General features: G+C 72.6%; 14 protein-coding genes and 1 pseudogene. 11 read left to right on the top strand and 4 right to left on the bottom strand.

What is annotated here, in order from left to right; genetic code table 11:
* Positions 1–107: 107 nt before the first annotated feature.
* From ACZ5FU_RS07180 to ACZ5FU_RS07190, 3 genes are all read left to right on the top strand, one after another.
* Positions 108–2,945, top strand: a complete 2,838-nt coding sequence (locus tag ACZ5FU_RS07180; protein ID WP_468645144.1) for an SNF2-related protein — start codon at positions 108–110, stop codon at positions 2,943–2,945.
* Entirely contained in the window at positions 2,945–5,293 is a 2,349-nt protein-coding gene (locus ACZ5FU_RS07185; protein WP_469045052.1) for an SWIM zinc finger family protein, read from the top strand. The genes ACZ5FU_RS07180 and ACZ5FU_RS07185 overlap by 1 nt, the downstream gene beginning before the upstream one ends.
* A 221-nt stretch (positions 5,294–5,514) precedes the next feature.
* A complete protein-coding gene (locus ACZ5FU_RS07190; protein WP_451529270.1) occupies positions 5,515–7,095 on the top strand; it encodes a hypothetical protein in 1,581 nt (526 codons plus the stop codon).
* A 979-nt stretch (positions 7,096–8,074) separates the two neighbouring features.
* Here the strand turns inward: ACZ5FU_RS07190 and ACZ5FU_RS07195 are convergent.
* Positions 8,075–8,326 (bottom strand): hypothetical protein, encoded by a 252-nt coding sequence (locus ACZ5FU_RS07195; RefSeq protein ID WP_451529318.1) that lies wholly within the window; start codon positions 8,324–8,326, stop codon positions 8,075–8,077.
* Positions 8,327–8,548: 222 nt separating this feature from the next.
* Between ACZ5FU_RS07195 and ACZ5FU_RS07200 the strand changes: the two genes are divergently transcribed.
* The 5 genes from ACZ5FU_RS07200 to ACZ5FU_RS07220 all read left to right on the top strand — a co-directional run bounded on the left by ACZ5FU_RS07200 (position 8,549) and on the right by ACZ5FU_RS07220 (position 12,253).
* Positions 8,549–9,121, top strand: coding sequence for a DUF5994 family protein (locus ACZ5FU_RS07200; RefSeq protein ID WP_469045103.1), 573 nt, complete (start codon positions 8,549–8,551; stop codon positions 9,119–9,121).
* A gap of 280 nt (positions 9,122–9,401) precedes the next feature.
* Positions 9,402–9,605, top strand: coding sequence for a cold-shock protein (locus tag ACZ5FU_RS07205; RefSeq protein ID WP_023586116.1), 204 nt, complete (start codon positions 9,402–9,404; stop codon positions 9,603–9,605).
* 344 nt (positions 9,606–9,949) lie between these two features.
* A complete protein-coding gene (locus ACZ5FU_RS07210; protein ID WP_469045053.1) occupies positions 9,950–11,443 on the top strand; it encodes a DEAD/DEAH box helicase in 1,494 nt (497 codons plus the stop codon).
* A gap of 46 nt (positions 11,444–11,489) precedes the next feature.
* The gene (locus ACZ5FU_RS07215; protein ID WP_469045055.1) at positions 11,490–11,894 is read left to right on the top strand and encodes a CBS domain-containing protein; all 405 of its coding nucleotides are present in this window, start codon (positions 11,490–11,492) and stop codon (positions 11,892–11,894) included.
* 50 nt (positions 11,895–11,944) lie between these two features.
* Positions 11,945–12,253 (top strand): SCO5918 family protein, encoded by a 309-nt coding sequence (locus tag ACZ5FU_RS07220; protein WP_451529267.1) that lies wholly within the window; start codon positions 11,945–11,947, stop codon positions 12,251–12,253.
* A 407-nt stretch (positions 12,254–12,660) separates the two neighbouring features.
* Here the strand turns inward: ACZ5FU_RS07220 and ACZ5FU_RS07225 are convergent.
* A pseudogene (locus ACZ5FU_RS07225) lies at positions 12,661–12,956 on the bottom strand (ATP-binding protein); the annotation flags it as partial.
* 1,277 nt (positions 12,957–14,233) lie between these two features.
* Between ACZ5FU_RS07225 and ACZ5FU_RS07230 the strand changes: the two are divergent.
* On the top strand, positions 14,234–14,572 hold the full coding sequence (locus ACZ5FU_RS07230; protein WP_451529266.1) for a MerR family transcriptional regulator: 339 nt from the start codon (positions 14,234–14,236) through the stop codon (positions 14,570–14,572).
* A 105-nt stretch (positions 14,573–14,677) separates the two neighbouring features.
* On the opposite strand, the gene ACZ5FU_RS07235 is transcribed toward ACZ5FU_RS07230, so the two are convergent.
* Positions 14,678–14,818 carry a hypothetical protein gene (locus ACZ5FU_RS07235; RefSeq protein ID WP_451529265.1) on the bottom strand — a complete coding sequence of 47 codons (141 nt, stop codon included), beginning with the start codon at positions 14,816–14,818 and terminating at the stop codon, positions 14,678–14,680.
* Between ACZ5FU_RS07235 and ACZ5FU_RS07240 the strand changes: the two genes are divergently transcribed.
* Positions 14,817–15,020 carry a cold-shock protein gene (locus ACZ5FU_RS07240; protein WP_351906378.1) on the top strand — a complete coding sequence of 68 codons (204 nt, stop codon included), beginning with the start codon at positions 14,817–14,819 and terminating at the stop codon, positions 15,018–15,020. The genes ACZ5FU_RS07235 and ACZ5FU_RS07240 overlap by 2 nt on opposite strands.
* A gap of 183 nt (positions 15,021–15,203) precedes the next feature.
* Positions 15,204–15,437, top strand: a complete 234-nt coding sequence (locus ACZ5FU_RS07245) for a hemolysin III family protein (RefSeq protein WP_468834577.1) — start codon at positions 15,204–15,206, stop codon at positions 15,435–15,437.
* A 352-nt stretch (positions 15,438–15,789) separates the two neighbouring features.
* Here the strand turns inward: ACZ5FU_RS07245 and ACZ5FU_RS07250 are convergent, their stop codons facing one another.
* Complete coding sequence (locus ACZ5FU_RS07250) at positions 15,790–17,475, bottom strand: ribonuclease J (RefSeq protein ID WP_451529263.1); 1,686 nt, start codon at positions 17,473–17,475, stop codon at positions 15,790–15,792.
* Positions 17,476–17,770: the final 295 nt, after the last annotated feature.

Below are 17,770 nucleotides of genomic sequence, written 5' to 3' on the forward strand. Positions count from 1 at the left end.
GGGCCGGAGGGACCCCCCGGGGCCCCTCCTCCGGACCGGTTGTCAGACCCCGCCCGTAGAGTCGTGGACGAATGATCCGACACGCGGACGGGAGGTGGACACCGCGTATGAGCGACACGACCGTGGCCGCCGGACACCCGGCGGAACCCGTCGGCGCGCGCCTCGCCGCCGTCTTCCTGCCCGCGGCCCTCCCGCGCGAGGGCCGGGTCGCCTTCTGGGACCCGGACGACGGCCCGCTGCCCGGCCCGGCGCACGCCGAGCGCACCGAGCTGACCGTCGTCCACCGCCGCGGGACCTCGGTCCGCCGCCGGCAGGCCCCCGCCCTCGCCCTGCCCGTCGAGGCCGCCCTCCCGCTCCTGGTGCGCGCCCGGCACGACCCCGCCGCCCACCCCGCGACCGCCTGCTGGGGCGCCGCGGCCCTGCACGCGCTGCGGCTCACCGCCCGCGGCCGGCTGCTGCCGGGCCTCACCCCGGACGGCCACGACGCCTGGCGGGCCGGCCCGCTCGAACCGGAGGACGTCGCCCACCTGCGCGCCGTCGCCGCCGCCCTGCCGTACGAGGGCCACGCCGTCCCGCTGCCCGGCCCCGGCCCTCTCCGGCTGCCGCAGCCGGAGGCCCTGATGCGCTCCTTCCTGGACGCCGTCGCCGACACCCTGCCCCGCACCCCCGCAGCGCCCCACGCCTGCGGGAGGCCCTTCGCCGACCGCCGGCCGCAGCGGCTGCCCGGCGCCCGGGACTGGGCCGCCGAGGTCGCCGCCGGCATGGACGCGGGCGTGCGGATCTCCCTGCGCCTCGACCTGTCGGCGTACGACCTGTTCGACGACGGCGAGGGGGCCCGGCGCGCCGGGGCCGCCGTCGTCCAGGTGCACAGCCTCGCCGACCCGACCCTGGTGACCGACGCGGCGGCCCTGTGGTCGGGCCGGGCCGACGCCGACTTCGGGCCGCGCGCCCACGTGGACGCCGCCCTGGCCCTGCGGCGCGCCGCCCGCGTCTGGGCGCCCCTGGCCCGCCTCGCCGACCAGGACGCGCAGACGTCGGACGTCCTGGCCCTGTCCGAGGACGAGCTCGGCGACCTCCTCGGCGTGGCCGCGACCCGCCTCGCGGCCGCCGGGGTCGCCGTGCACTGGCCGCGCGACCTCGCCCAGGACCTCACCGCGACGGCGGTGGTCCGGCCCGCGCCGGGCTCCGCGACGGACGGCACCGGCTTCTTCGAGAGCGAGGAGCTGCTCCGGTTCCGCTGGCAGCTCGCCCTCGGCGGCGACCCCCTCAGCGAGGCCGAGATGGACGTCCTCGCCGAGGCCCACCGCCCCGTCGTGCGGCTGCGCGACCAGTGGGTCCTCGTCGACCCCGTCCTCGTCCGCAAGGCCCGCAGGCGCGAGCTGGGCCTGCTGGACCCGGTGGACGCCCTCTCCGTCGCCCTCACCGGCACCGCCGAGGTCGACGGCGAGACCGTGGAGGCGGTCCCCGTCGGCGCGCTCGCCGCCCTGCGCGACCGCCTCACCGCCGGCGTCCGGCCCGCCGAGCCGCCCCCCGGCCTCGACGCCACCCTCCGCGACTACCAGCTGCGCGGCCTGGCCTGGCTCGACCTCATGACCTCCCTCGGCCTCGGCGGCTGCCTCGCCGACGACATGGGCCTCGGCAAGACGATCACCCTCATCGCCCTCCACCTGCGCCGGGCCCGCCCCGAACCCACGCTCGTGGTCTGCCCCGCCTCCCTCCTCGGCAACTGGCAGCGGGAGATCACCCGGTTCGCCCCCGGCGTCCCCGTCCGCCGCTTCCACGGCTCCGACCGCACCCTGGACGACCTCACCGGCGGCTTCGTCCTCACCACCTACGGCACCATGCGCTCGGCCGCCGAGACCCTGGCCGGGCAGCCGTGGGGCCTGGTCGTCGCCGACGAGGCACAGCACGTGAAGAACCCCTTCTCGGCCACCGCGAAGGCCCTGCGCACCCTCCCCGCCCCCGCCCGCGTGGCCCTCACCGGCACCCCCGTCGAGAACAACCTCTCCGAACTGTGGGCCCTCCTGGACTGGACGACACCGGGCCTGCTCGGCCCCCTGAAGGCCTTCCGGGCCCGCCACGCGCGCGCGGTGGAGAACGGCGAGGACGAGGAGGCCGTCGAGCGCCTCGCCCGCCTGGTCCGCCCGTTCCTGCTGCGGCGCAGGAAGTCCGACCCCGGCATCGTCCCCGAGCTGCCGCCCAAGACCGAGACCGACCACCCCGTCCCGCTCACCCGCGAACAGGCCGCGCTGTACGAGGCGGTGGTGCGCGAGTCGCTGCACGCCATCGAGACGGCGAACGGCATCGCCCGCCGGGGCCTGGTCCTCAAGCTGCTCGGCGCGCTCAAGCAGATCTGCGACCATCCGGCGCTCTACCTCAAGGAGCAGGCCCCCGCCACCGGCGACGCCCTCGCCGCCCGTTCCGGCAAGCTCGCCCTGCTGGACGAGTTGCTGGACACCCTGCTGGCCGAGGACGGCTCGGCCCTGGTCTTCACCCAGTACGTCGGCATGGCCCGGCTGATCACCGCCCACCTGGCCGGCCGCGCCGTCCCGGTGGACCTTCTGCACGGCGGTACGCCGGTGCCCGAGCGCGAGCGCATGGTGGACCGTTTCCAGGACGGCGCGACCCCCGTCCTGGTCCTGTCGCTGAAGGCGGCCGGCACCGGCCTGAACCTCACCCGCGCGGGCCACGTCGTCCACTTCGACCGCTGGTGGAACCCGGCCGTGGAGGAGCAGGCCACCGACCGCGCCTACCGCATCGGCCAGACCCAGCCGGTCCAGGTCCACCGCCTCATCACCGAGGGCACCGTCGAGGACCGCATAGCGGAGATGCTCCAGGCCAAGCGCGCCCTCGCCGACGCGATCCTCGGCTCCGGCGAGTCCGCCCTCACCGAGCTGACGGACCGTGAACTGTCCGACCTGGTCAGGCTGCGGAGGGAGGCGTGATGGCGGGGACGGGCGCGAGCGGCCCGGCCGGGGCCGGCGGCCCGGTCGGGGGGAGCGGCCCGGCCGAGGCGGTCCGCCGGGCCCTGCGGGCGGCACGGGAGCGCGCGGACGACGCGGCGTCGGAGCCGGCACCGGCACCGGAGCCGGCACCGGCGTCCGCGGAACCCGCCGAGGTGCCCGGGGGCCGGCCCCGGCCGGAGACCGCGCCCGCGGACTCCGGCGCTCGGCGGCCCGCAGGGACCCCGTCCCGCCCCGGGGACGCCGCACGCGCGGCCCTGCGGCGCGCGGCCGACGCGCCCCGGGCCCGCGAGGAGGCCCCGCGGACCGACGTCCCCCCGACGGCGGACGTGCCCCCGGCCCCCCACGGGCCGCGGGGCGGGTCCGGTCCGCGGCCCGGCGACGCGGCCCGGGAGGCCCTGCGCGCCGCCCGCACACAGGCCCGGCGGACGCCGCCCGGAACCGGGGAACCGGGAGACGGGGCGGGCGCACGCCGTGCCGCCCGCCCCGGCGTGTCCGCGAGCGCCCGCCGCCCCGGCGACCGTGCCGCCGCGTCCCGCGCGCGGGACGTACGGGCCTTCGCCGAGGACGCCTTCCGGATGCCGTCGGAGACCGTCCCCGGTGCAGCGGCCGAAACCCCCGGGCCGAGCGGACCCGCGTCCCGGGAAGCCGCTCCGCCCTCCCCGACGTCCGACGCGCCCCTCCACCCGGTGGCTGACCCCGATCCGGTCCTCCGCCCGGTGGGTGACCCCGATGCGGCCCTTGGCTCGGCGATGGCACCCGATGTGGTCCTCCGCCCGGCGGGTGACCTCGATGCGGCCCTTGGCTCGGCGACGGCATCCGATGCGGCCCTCCGCCCGGCGGGTGACCCCGATGCGGCCCTTGGCTCGGCGACGACACCCGACGCGGTCCTCCATCCGGTGGCTGACCCCGATGCGGTCCTCCGCCCGGTGACGGACCACGATCCGATCCCTCATCCGGTGACGGACCCCGATCCCGCCGTCCGTCCCCTGCCCGCCCCGGCCCCCGCCGCCCCCTCCACGGCCACCCCCGGCCCTCTCACGCCCCGCTCCATGGCCGCCCCCGGCCGCGACGGCGATCACCGCCGCACCTTCCCCGCCTTCCCGCCCCGGCCGGCCGGGGCGGGCGAGGCGGGCGGCGGGTTCGCCGAGACCTGGTGGGGCGGTGCCTGGACCGCCGCGCTGGAGGAGGGCGCCCTCGACGCCGAGCGCCTGGCGCGCGGGCGGGGTTACGCCGAGCAGGGGCACGTGGACGCCATCACCGTCACACCCGGCCTGGTCCTGGCGTACGTGCGGGGCAGCCGGGCCCGCCCCTACCGCGTCCAGGTGCGGCTGCGCACCCTCGGCGACGACGACTGGGAGCGGTTCCTGGACGCCGCGGTCGAACGGCCGGGGCACATCGCCGCGCTGCTCGACAGGGAGATGCCCGAGTCCCTCGCCGACTGCGGCGTGCCCCTGCTCCCCGGCCCCGGTGACCTCGCCCCCCAGTGCAGCTGCCCCGACCGCGGACACCCCTGCAAGCACGCGGCCGCCCTCTGCTACCAGACCGCGCGGCTGCTCGACGCCGACCCGTTCGTCCTGCTCCTGCTGCGCGGCCGGGGCGAGCGCGAGCTGCTCGACACGCTGTCCCGCCGCAACGCCGCGCGGGCGGCCCGCGCCGCCCAGGAGCAGGAGCGGGAACCCGTGCCGGGCGTGCGTGCGACCGAAGCCCTCGCCGCCCGCCTGCTCCCGCCGCTGCCGGCGCCCCCGCCCCCGCCGCCGCACCCCGGACAGCCGCCCGCCTACCCCGCCGTGCCGGACGGCCCCGACTCCTTCGCCCTCGACCAGCTCGCCACCGACGCGGCCCTGCGCGCCCACGCGCTGCTGACCACCGGTCACGACGAGATCGGCGGGCTGACCCTCTGGCAGGACGCCGTACGCCTCGCCGCGGCGCGTCCCGGCTCCGGGCTGACCGCCGCCGGCCGCACGCTCTACGCCTCCCTCGCCTCCGCCGCCGGCCGCACCCCGGGCGAGCTGGCCCGCGCGGTCGCCGCCTGGAGGCAGGGCGGCCCGGACGGACTCGCCGTCCTGGAGGAGCACTGGGACCCGCCCGCCGGCCGCTTCGACCGGGCCCGGCCCCTCCTGCGCGCCGCAGACCTCCCCGCCTTCCGCCCCTGGCGCAACCACCTCACCCACCCCGGCGGCCACGTCCAGCTCCGCCTCGGCCGCGACGGTCTGTGGTACCCGTACGAATCGGAGCCGGGCCGGGACGACTGGTGGCCGCGCGGCACCCCCGACATCGACCCGGTGGGCGCCCTGACCGGCCTGGCCACGTGGGCCGACGACCTGTGAGCCACCGCGCGCGGCCGGGACGGCGCGGACGCCTCCACTGGCCGTGACATCCGCGGGCGCCCCGTCGGACGCCGCCCCGTCGGACACCGCCCCGAGCCCCGGACCCGTCCTCCCGCGACGTGTTCCGAGGCGTCCCGAAGAGTTTCCCCACCGCACCCCTGCCGTTGGCCGTGCCCGGCTACCTTCGCCTCGCCCGGTCCGGCAGCAGGAGAGGCATGCCCATGAGCACCCCGGTCCACCGCACCTCCCCGCGACAGTCCGCGGCCGTCCTGACGTCGGCCCGGCAGCGCCGGGAAGGGAGCCGGACCGGGAGCCCGTCCGGGAACTCGGTGGAGCACGCCCTCCTCCGGATGCAGTCCAGCGCCGGCAACCGGGCCACGACCGCGGCGGTGCAACGGGCCAGGGCCGCGGACAAGGGGAAGGCGCCGGAGAACGGCGGCGCGTCCGCCGGAGCGAGGAAGAAGAACTACCGCGACCGGATCGCCGGGCTCCTGGAGAGGTTCAAGAAGAACCTCGAACCCATCGACACCTTCGTCAAGGGCGTCCAGACCCCCACCAACGCGGGCTTCACCCAGCAGGCCGCCGCCGCGGCCAACGAGGGCCTCAAGCACTCCGCCGCCGCCTCGGGGGCCTCCGCCGCCTCGGGGAACCTCCTCACGGAGGCCGCCGGCACCGTGGTCAGCGGCATGGACGCGTACAAGAACATGAAGGACGCCACCAAGCACGAGACCGGGGCCGCCCACCACACGGCGAAGAAGAAGGCCAGGACCAAGGGGACCGACACGGTCGTCGGCGCCGCCAGTTCGGGAAGCTACAGCGCCGCCATCGCCAAGGAGGTGACCAAGGTCCAGAAGGCGGCGGACGCCGCGGTGGCGTCCGAGGCGAGCGGCATCGCCAGCGCCTCCGTCGGCGCGATCAAGGGCGTACGGGCGGCCTTCCGCGTCGGGGGAGCTGCCCGCAAGTACAAGAAGGTCAAGGAGCTCGGGGACCCCCACCTCGTCCACGCGGGTTCGCTGGCCCGGCTGAACGAGTCGCGGGAGCAGGCCAACTGGGCCGCGGCGGAGGCGTACGTCGCGCTGGACGCCTACTGGAACCACGAGGGCGAGGGACGGCTGGAGCTCGTCTCCGAGGCCGTCGACGCCGCCTGGGAGGCGATGGGTGAGGCCCGTGACGCCGCCGAGACCCTCCGGCGCGCGGAGAACGACGTGGAGAAGCTGAACACGGCGCAGGGGTACGCGAAGAAGAAGCAGCTCACCAAGATCGGCAAGGAGGCGGTCGGCGGCGCGGTGGGCGAATCCACCAAGGCCGCGGCCGGCGTCGTGACGGCGGTCGCGGCGGGAACGGCCGGGCTGGCGACCAACCCGGTCGGCTGGGGCCTGGCCGGGGCCGGGGCCGGCCTCGTCCTCGGCGTCACCCTGTACAAGGCGCTCCGCGCCGCCACGAAGCGCTACGAGGAGGTCCGCCACCCCGAGCGCTGGGCGCCGGAGGGCGAGACCTCCGCGGAGGCCGCGTCCCGCGGTGAGTCGCTGAAGCACGCCCTGAAGTTCTGGAAGAAGGTGTCGGCGGGCGAACGCCAGGCCATGGCGCGCGAGATCTACGCCCTGGCGGCAGGCCCCGGGATCCCCGGCAGCGGCAACACGACGGCCGAGATGAGGCAGTCCGCGAGGGCCCTCCTCATCGCCCTCAAGTCAGGCCCCGCCGACCACAGGCTGGAGCCGGAGGCGTGGGCGGAGACCCTCGACGATCCCGCGAAGAGCGCCGGTTGGATCAAGGAGATAGCGGAACAGCTGGCCTCGGGGTGACCGGGAGGCCGGGAGCGGGACGGTGCGTCGGCCGGCGCGACCGCCGACTCCGGCCCGCGCCCGCCTCCCGGTGCGAGCCCGTCGGCGAGCGCCGCGACCACCCGCGCGGCCCCGGCCTACGACGACGCCCCGGCCTACGACGACGCCCGGCCCGTCGCCGCCGTCGTGCCGGCGCGCGTCAGCAGGACTCGCCGCCGCCTCGCCCGGCAGCCCGGCCCGGCTCGCCTCGCCGGCCCGACGGCCGACCGCGGCGCTCCACGTCGCCCGTCGGTGGGCATGTCCCCGAGCGGTGAGGTGACCCCTGCTTCCCGTCCTTCGTGCCTTTGTGCGGTCCGCCCTCCCACGAGCCCCCGTGCCAGGGGCCTTTGCGATACGTGAGAAGGTCTGGGGCGTGGGCGAGACACCACCGAACACCCTGCAATACCGCTTCGACGGGCCAGAAGACGCTCCGGTCCTGATCCTGGGTCCCTCACTGGGCACCACATGGCACAGGTTGCAGAGACCGTCCAGGGACGTCTACGCCAGTCCAGTACGGGCGTGAAATCCCAGTTCAGGGCCTCCTGGTCCGTGAGGGGCCGCCCAGTTGGTGATGGCTGTGCGACAGACGGGTGACACGGTGCGGCCCCGCCGGCGTCCATCCTGACAGGACCTCTGCGCGGAGCCGTGAGACGACGAAGCCGCACCGGAGAGCTCCGGCGCGGCTTCGTCATGAGACCGGCTGCGCTGTCGGGCACGATGCGGTCGGCGCCTCATGCGGCCCGTGTCCCTGTGACGTTTTCGGGGTGCGCCTACTTTGCGATGGCACTCGCCTACGCATCTACCCTGAAGGGAACGGCCCGTAGCGGGGGATGAGGGGCGGTAGCGGGCATCGCGCGAAACCTGTCTCCGGATCTCTGCACCTCTGCGCGGGGTCAGCCGCCCGGTGATGAGTTCACGCTATTCCCCGAAGAGGCCGAACGGACCGCTCCTGGACGTAGGCTCACTTTTGTCGGCGGTCGTCCTCCGAGGAGCGGCTCGTCTCCAGCCAGGACCGTGCCGGTTCTGCCGGGCGGGTGGTGTCCACGGTGAGCTGGAGGCGGGTCCCTCCCTGGCTGTCCGCGGGATAGCTGCGCTGCTCGGAGGCGGCGAAGCACTGGCGGAGAACCTCCGCGACGCGACGGGCGACCTCGGGGGAGGCCGCGACGATACGTACCTCGGCGTGCCCGTCCGGGGGTGTTTCCGTGGGCTGCATGGCGACCTCGTTGTTCGGGCACAGAAGAGCGGACCGATCTCTCACTCTACTTTCCTTACAGGCAGGCGAGTGCGATGTCCGACTCCGGCTCCCCGGGGGTGACCAGGCTCCTGCCGGACGCCGTCCACCAGGCCCTGAAACCCGCGACGGCTGTCGTACGGCTGGAGACCGCACGACCGTCGGGGTGTTCCCGACGGAGCATGGTGGCCGCGGTCCCGGGACATCGCCGCGGAGCTCCCCGCCCTGGCCGAGTACCTCGAACCGGTCACACGTGCCGGCCTGGACGCCGGTGCCTGGGAAGCACTGCCGACGAGGCTGGTTATCGATGACCGAGTCGTGCACATCGACTCCTTCCCGGTCGGCGACGACACCGTCCTCATCACCCGTGGCGAGCGGGATCTCTTCTTCCTGCTCGTGGTCCCGCCGCACGCGACGCCCGACGCCGCACGCGACGCCCGACGCCGCGCGCGCCGCGGTGGCCGAGGCCGTCCGCGCCGGCAACGTGACGCAGGCCGATCAGATCCTCATCGACACCGGCACCGACCGGGCAGCGCCGGAGATGTGAGAGCGATCAGCCGCCGCGGTCCTCGGGCTGGTCCGGTCCGATGCGGGTGCCGGGACGGCCACGGTGAGATGGATCCGATGACCGCCGTCCCGACGAGCGATCACCCCCCCATGGCAGGCAAGCGAGGACGGGAGGCGAGCGCCGTTTTACGGATGGCCGCGTACGTCGTCGCGCCCCTGGGAGCCCTGGTGTCGTCGGCGACTCTTCATGAGACGTTGCACTCCGAGTGAATCAATATCTGTGCCCGAGAGGTCAGAGTTTTACGGACCACGCAGTACGAGTTTTTGCCGCGACGAGCAGAGCGGAATTGTGCAACGCACACGGAACGTTCCGGCGTGCTACTGTCGATCCCAGTTGCAGTTGTGGTTCCCAAAAACTTCAAGTGCCCCCGCCGCGCTTTTGCCGGGAGCACTTTTGTATTTCCGGTCATTTCCGGGCGGGGTAATCATCGCGGCGACACGGCGTCCGCGCAGTGCGGACGCCGATGCACTGCCCCGAAGGAGATATGACATGGCTGCCGGTACCGTGAAGTGGTTCAACGCGGAAAAGGGCTTCGGCTTCATCGAGCAGGACGGTGGCGGCGCCGACGTGTTCGCCCACTACTCGAACATCGCCGCGCAGGGCTTCCGTGAGCTGCTCGAGGGCCAGAAGGTGACCTTCGACATCGCCCAGGGCCAGAAGGGCCCGACGGCCGAGAACATCGTTCCGGCCTGACGCTCACGCACCATCTGCAGCTGGGGCCCGCATCCTCCGGGGTGCGGGCCCCAGCTGCACGCGTATCCCGCAGCGGTTTTCACCCGCGGGACGCCCCGTAGGAACCCGCAGACCACCACAAGCGGTTCCTCCCCCAGGGCGCAGGCGCGTCCTGAAGTGCTGCATCGCAGTGGGCGCCCGGATCGCAAGGTCCCCAGGGCGTCACCCATCTCAGCACCTGCGCCCCCGGAGGTTTCGGTCGGCCAGATCTGCTTTCTTTTGCCACCGGTCCATACTTGTAATTCTCCGTGCCATTCATTGCGGCGGGAATTCCTTGATATGCGCCACATCGAGGAAGGTTCCGCATGAACCGCACGTACACGAACGACCGCCCCGCCCGCACCCGTGACGGCCGTGCCGATGGCGGAAGGGGCGGCAGCGGCTACGGCTCGCAGGCACCGCGCCGTACCGGCGGGCCCGTCCGCTCCGGCGGTTACGGCCGTCGGCCCGCCGCGGTCCAAGGTGAGTTCGCGCTGCCCAGGACGATCACCCCCGCGCTGCCCGCCGTCGAGGACTTCGCCGATCTCGACATGCCCGAGCAGCTCCTGGCCGAACTCGGCCGGCAGGGTGTGACCGCACCGTTCCCCATCCAGGGAGCGACGCTGCCGAACTCCCTGGCGGGCCGTGACGTCCTGGGCCGCGGCCGCACCGGTTCCGGCAAGACCCTCGCCTTCGGCCTCGCCCTGCTCGCCCGCACCGCCGGACAGCGTGCCGAGCCCCGCCAGCCGCTGGGGCTGATCCTCGTACCCACGCGTGAGCTGGCACAGCAGGTGACCGACGCGCTGACCCCGTACGCCCGCTCCGTGCGGCTGCGGCTGGCCACGGTGGTGGGCGGCATGTCCATCGGCCGACAGGCCGGCGCACTGCGCACCGGCAGCGAGATCGTCGTCGCGACACCGGGACGGCTCAAGGACCTCATCGACCGCGGCGACTGTCGGCTGAACCACGTGGACGTCACCGTGCTGGACGAGGCCGACCAGATGGCCGACATGGGCTTCATGCCCCAGGTCACCGCGCTGCTCGACCAAGTGCGCCCGAAGGGGCAGCGCATGCTGTTCTCCGCCACCCTGGACCGCAACGTCGACCTGTTGGTACGCCGCTACCTGACCGACCCCGTCGTGCACTCCGTCGACCCCTCGGCCGGCGCGGTCACGACGATGGAGCACCACGTCCTGCACGTCCACGGCGCCGACAAGCACGCCGCCACGATCGAGATCGCCGCCCGCGACGGCCGCGTGATCATGTTCCTGGACACCAAGCACGCCGTCGACCGGCTGACCCAGGACCTGCTCGACAGCGGGGTGCGGGCCGCCGCGCTGCACGGCGGCAAGTCGCAGCCCCAGCGCACCCGCACGCTGACGCAGTTCAAGACGGGGCACGTCACCGTGCTGGTGGCGACCAACGTCGCGGCGCGCGGCATCCACGTCGACAACCTTGACCTCGTCGTCAACGTCGATCCGCCGACCGACCACAAGGACTACCTCCACCGCGGCGGCCGTACCGCCCGCGCCGGCGAGTCCGGCAGCGTCGTCACCCTGGTCACGCCGAACCAGCGCCGTGGCATGGTCCGTCTGATGTCGGACGCCGGAATCCGGCCGCAGACCACCCAGGTCCGCTCGGGCGACGAGGCCCTGAGCCGGATCACCGGCGCCCAGGCCCCGTCCGGCATCCCGGTCGTCATCACCGCACCGGTGGTCGAACGCCCCAAGCGCAGCGCCACCTCCCGAGGTCGCCGCCGCCCCGCCTCGGCGACCAGGCGCACCCCCGGACGCCAGTCCGGCTTCGGCGCGGTGGCCTAGATCTTCAGTGATCAGGAAGCCGACCCATCTCTGCAGGAGGCACGCTTTGACGCTGGTTCAGACAGAGTCCCGCCCGGCGGACGCCGACCCCGCGCACAGGACAGCGGTGGAGGTCATGGACGCGGCCGGACCGCAGGTCTGTGACGACATGAGCGTCGAGGTGGCGCTGGCCGTCATGGCCGCCGCACGCACGGTCCGGCTGGTCGTCTGCGACCAGGACAGCCAGTGCACCGGCCTGGTCACCCATGCCGAACTCGCCGCCGTCCGCGACAGCTCCGACTACACGGACCGTGTCCGCCTGCGCGACATCCTCGGCGACCACGGTTCGTTCGCCTCACCCGTGACCACGATGGCCGAAGCCGAGCACGCGATGCGCGCCCGCCGGCTGGGTGTCCTGCCGGTGGTCGACGAGCAAGGCAGCGCCCTGGGCATCCTCGCCCTTTCCCGCTGAAACACCTGGCCCCTGGTCGGACCGTTGTTCCCTTCTCTCTGTGAGGCCACATGCGCTGCGTCATCGCCCGCTTCCCCTTCGAGCTCACCAAGGCCGGCGTGCTGGAATCGATGAAGGGCATCAAGCCCGAACCGGTCACCGGCGAATCGGTGATCATCGGCCGCCGCCACTACCCCGTCAAGCAGGTCGGCCAGGTCATCACGCGCCAGGACCGCCGTGACTTCAGCGCCGCCGAAGTCCTGCGGGCCATGGCTCAGCTCGGCTTCACCTGCCGCGCCGTTCCCAAGGAAGCGCCCCTGGGCATTCTCAGCCCGATGCAGCACGCTTCCGCGATGCTCGGCACCCCTGTCACGGCCTGATCGGGTAAACAGACACGGGCCGACACCTGAGCAGCACTGTGGGCCCGACCGGTACGCCGGTCGGGCCCACACCGCGTGCGGCGGGTTCCCGTCACCGTTGCCCTGCGGGATCCGGGCGACAGGGAACTACAGACGCGTGGGCGGCCCGTCCTCCTTCACAAGGGCGTCGAAGACGGCGGGCACTCGCCCAAGTGAGCGCAATCCCCCAGCACAGCCGACACCCTCTGCCCCACAGCGCTTCGGCAGTCGGCCGACCGGTGGCGGCAGCGCCACCGGTGGCCGCGGCCAGGGACCTCTGGTGGCTCTGGCCGGGCTCCAACAGGGCGGCAACGTCACCCGGCAACTCGTCGGGTTGCGGTATGAGGCGGACCATCTTCGTCGGCCATCCGGCTGCTTGAGCGGTGACGCTACTGGGCAAGGAGGGCGCTCACGGTCTTGCCGCCGGAGGCCCGACGGGTGGGCGCCGTGGCGTGGGCGAGGCCGGTGACCGTGGGCCGGCCGAAGCCCCGGTACCGCCGTTCAGGTCAGGGGTGCGCACGCGCGGCACATGCCGGCTGGGATCGTGAACGGCGACCTCGACGGTGTCGGGGTGCGCAGTCGGTTCCAGTGTGCAGCGGCCCCCACCGTGGCGCAGGGCATCGGTGACGAGCTCGGAGACGACCAGGACCACAGTGTCCGCCGCGTCAGGAGCCACGGTCGGCTGCGGCGCCGGCAACCATCGTGATCACCAGGGTCACCCTGATCTCTGAATCGTCCATGCCTCCCGCCCTGGGTACCCGACCCCTGTGCCCGTCCTCCGCCTGCCAACCCCGCAGAGCCCCAGTGCTTGCCTGAAAGGGGCGGAAAACCACAGCCGGCAAATGACGCCATCCGCTGCCGTGAGTCCGTGTCTCCGCAGCCCGCGGACTGTTCGAGTCAGGGGCCGTGCTGGTTCGCCACCAGCTGCTCGATCATCCCGGGATCGTCGAAGGCGGCGCAGGGCCTTTTGCCACGCTCGTCAAGGGCCGACCTGGGGGCGTCACGGCTGGAAACGTCCGTGCCGGTCGATGGTGTCCTCACTGGACGCAGTGTCGGCCGGTGCCGCCGACGGCAGCCGCGGCGCAGGCGGCGACGTCACGCCCAACCCGACATGCCACGCGGTGGTGGGTCACTGTGAGCGCCGGCCAGAGCCTCGCGGCTGCTTGAACCATCCATGGGGACCGGTCGAGGCAGCCTGGTCGAGGCGGAGTACCTCATCTTCCAGCGCGCGGAAATCTATACCCGCTGGAGTAGACATTGGCCGACGGTGTGGTTAAGGTTTCTGTCGTAGCCGAGATCAAGAGAGGCCCGGCAGAGATGAACTGCCGGGCAGCAGTACGCAGTTGCAGTTCGCAGGACGGTGCGGTGGTGGAGTTCCGAAGCCAGAGCGGTTGCAGGACGGCGACGGGACTGACGACCGGACCGGGTGGCCCGCAGTGATCAGGGGCCGCCATGAGCAGTACCGCAGTGGCGGTACCAGTAAGTGAAGGTTCGCAGTACCCAGCAGTGAAGTCAGTGAGCAGTACCTCGGTGAAGGCGTCGGCTGCGGGCGCGCGCATCGGGAGGTTCGGCAGTGGGGTTCTGAGCCAGGGCAGACGCAGGACGGGCGACGGGGCTGGCTGCCGAAGAGTGGCGCTGTTCGAGGCCACCAGCAGTTCGCAGTACCAGTAGTACGCAGTTCCCGTTAGTGAGTAGTTGATCAAGAGGGAAGAACGGAGGAGCCGAGCGCCATCAGGATCGCCCGGGCGGAAGTCTTGGACCCGGGTACCGCAGGACATCGATAGTGAGGTGGTCTCCGGTCGAGCAACCGCGATCCCCGCGCCCCCGACAGCATCTCGGTCGGGTCTGCGGAAACAGAGGGCCGGTGCAGTATCAGGGCCGGTCGATGGTGTAGCAGTTCCTTCGGGGCCCTGGTGCCACTACGGCGCCAGGGCCCCTCCACGCGTTCCACAGAGAGGTGCAATGACAGCAGACGACACGTTCGGCCGTCTCGATGACGACGACTACCCCGCCTACACCATGGGCCGGGCCGCCGAGATGCTCGGCACCACACAGGGCTTCCTCCGTGCCATCGGCGAAGCCCGCCTCATCACCCCGCTGCGCTCCGCAGGCGGCCACCGCCGCTACTCCCGTTACCAGCTGCGCATCGCCGCCCGCGCCCGGGAACTCGTCGACCACGGCACCCCCATCGAGGCCGCGTGCCGCATCATCATCCTCGAAGACCAGCTCGAGGAAGCCCAGCGCATCAACGCCGAATACCGCCGCGCCATCGAATCAGCGAAACCGACCGCAGCAGCATGAGATGAGCGTGCCCGTCCGCGTCGGCGGGCACCGCGCGCAAGGTCGCGGCATGCGGCGTGATCGTTTCCTATGGTGACGTGGCGTGTGGGCGTGTAGCGTTCTGTGTCAGCTGTCGTGGTTCGGAATTTCCCCCGCCCGCGCCTTTGGTGTGGGCTTTTTGCTGTGCTGTGCCGCAGGAACCAGGGCGATCACCTCCGCCTTCCCCATGGAGTGGGAGGCGTTCATCGACTGGAAGGCATCAGACATGGCAACGGGAACTGTGAAGTGGTTCAACGCGGAGAAGGGTTTCGGTTTCATCGCCCAGGACGGCGGCGGCCCGGATGTCTTCGCGCACTACTCCGCGATCAACTCCACGGGCTTCCGCGAGCTCCAGGAGGGCCAGACCGTGACGTTCGACGTCACCCAGGGCCAGAAGGGCCCGCAGGCCGAGAACATCACCCCGGCCTGACCTCACAGACCCGCCCGAGGGATCACGCACACCGCGTCCGGTGAGCGCCGCCCGTGCGGGCTTTGCCGCCATACCGGGCGAAGCGCCTGCTCTCGGGCAGGGCGTGCACAGGATCAGGGGCCGCGCAGCCATCGCTGTGCGGCCCCTGATCTGTTGAGACGGGTGTGACCTCGGCCGAACTTCCTGACCTCAGTTGCTTCGAGCGTCGTCCGGTGCGGGCGCCGCACGCCCTGTGCCTCTGCGCGCGCAGTTCGGAGCAATGTCGGCGGTCTCCTCTACAGCGCGGGCGCGGTCGTCTACGCCCTGCAGCGGCCCGACCCCTCACCCCGCTGGTTCGGCTACCACGAGGTCTTCCACGCCCTGACCGTGGCAGCCTTCACCGCGCACTACATCGCCATCTCCCTGGCCACCTACTGACCGCGACAGCGTCCGGGCCTGCGCCGCTGGTCACATGCGTTGCCGCGTGCTGCGCCGCGAACGGGCCGGGCGGTGGCCGAGGCATTGGTCCGTAGCTGACCCGCGACGGAGGAGCCTCAAGTCCGAGGTGGAAGGCGTGCGGGAACGCTGAGGCCAGGACACGGACCTTCCGCGGCACACGGTCGGTGTCCCGGAAGCGGTCTACGCCGACACGACCGCGGACCAGCCCGTGACTCATCATGTGGACGGTCTTGCCGCCCCGGCTTCCTGGGGTGGCTGCTGACTCCCGTGCCCGGCCGCGATGCCTGCGAGACCGCGACCGGAACCGGGGACCGTGCTGCCGGGCTGTGTCTCAGGCGTCGATGATGACGGGGATGATGAGGGGCTTGCGGCGGTGGGTGCGGAACGCCCAGTTCGCCACGGCGCGGGCGATGAGCTGTTCGAGTTGGCGTGCGTCCCCGACGCCTTCCTCGGCCGCCGTGGCGAGGGTCTTCTCGATGACGGGGACGACCGGCTCGAAGGTGGCGTCGTCGTGGACGAAGCCGCGGGCCAGGAAGTCGGGGGCCTCGGCGAGGGCGCCGGTGTCCGCGTCGACGATCGCCACCACCGTGACCACGCCTTCGGCGGCGAGGGTGAGGCGGTCCTTGAGGGACGCTTCGGTGGCGCCGCCGACTTCCATGCCGTCCACGTAGACGTTGCCGGCGGGGACCTTGCCGGTGATGGACGCGCGCCCGTCGACGAGGTCGACGACGACGCCGTCCTCGGCGATGACGACCCGGTCGGGGTCGACGCCGGTACGGATGGCGAGGTCGCCGTTGGCCCGCAGGTGGCGCCATTCGCCGTGCACGGGCATGACGTTGCGGGGTTTGACGATGTTGTAGCAGTAGACGAGTTCGCCGGCGCTGGCGTGGCCGGAGACGTGCACCTTGGCGTTGCCCTTGTGGACCACGTGGGCGCCCCACCGGGTGAGTCCGTTGATCACCCGGTAGATGGCGTTCTCGTTGCCGGGGATGAGGGAGCTGGCGAGCAGGACGGTGTCGCCCTCGCCGATGCGGATCATGTGGTCGCGGTTGGCCATCCGTGACAGCGCGGCCATCGGTTCGCCCTGGGAGCCGGTGCACACCAGAGTGATCTTGTGGTCGGGGAGCTTCTCCAGCTCCTTCGTGCTCACGACCAGACCGGACGGGACCTTCAGATAGCCCAGGTCGCGGGCGATGCCCATGTTGCGGACCATCGACCGGCCGACGAAGGCGACCTTGCGGCCGTGCTGGTGGGCGGCGTCCAGGACCTGCTGGATGCGGTGCACGTGGCTGGCGAAGCTGGAGACGATGACGCGGCGCGGCGCGGTGCGCATCACCTGCTCGATCGCCGGGTTCAGCTCCCGCTCGGAGGTGGTGAAGCCGGGTACCTCGGCGTTGGTGGAGTCGGTGAGGAACAGGTCCACGCCCTCCTCGCCGAGGCGGGCGAAGGCGCGCAGATCGGTGATGCGGTCGTCGAGGGGGAACTGGTCCATCTTGAAGTCGCCGGTGTGCAGCACCATCCCGGCCCGGGTGCGGATCGCGACCGCGAGGCTGTCGGGGATGGAGTGGTTGACCGCCACGAACTCGCAGTCGAAGGGTCCGAAGCGGCGTCGGTCGCCCTCGCGCACCCGCACCGTGCGCGGTCGGATGCCGTGTTCCTTGAGCTTGGCCTCCAGGAACGCCAGCGTCAGCTTGGAGCCGACGACGGGAATGTCGGACCGCTCGCGCAGGAGGTACGGCACGCCGCCGATGTGGTCCTCGTGGCCATGGGTGAGGACGATGCCCACGATGTCGTCCAGCCGGTCACGGATGGAGGTGAAGTCCGGCAGGATCACGTCCACGCCGGGCTGGGTCTCCTCGGGGAACAGCACGCCGCAGTCGACGATGAGCAGCTTGCCCGCGTGCTCGAAGACGGTCATGTTGCGGCCGATCTCGCCCAGGCCGCCCAGGGCGATGACCCGCAGCCCTCCTTCAGAAAGGGGCGGGGCGGCTTTCAGCTCGGGGTGCGGATGACTCATACCCTGACGGTACCCGGAGAGCGGGACAGGATGATCCACTGCCTGCGGGACCTGAGCGCTCGATACGAACCGCCGCCGACGACGTACTGCCGCTCGCCGACCGCCGGCCGGTGATGGTCCGCTGCTGATGCCGAGGGGTCTGTCTCGACAGGGGCGTGCCCGACCAGGCGCCGTCACTGTTCTGGCCATCCGTGCGGTTGGTGCCACCTACGCGATGAGCCGTCGGGTCGGAAGCCGGCTCCATCGGGGCGGCCCTGGCCCGCACGAACGCCGCAGCAAGGAGGGCAAGACCCGA

Source organism: Streptomyces sp. NPDC031554, assembly GCF_055580685.1.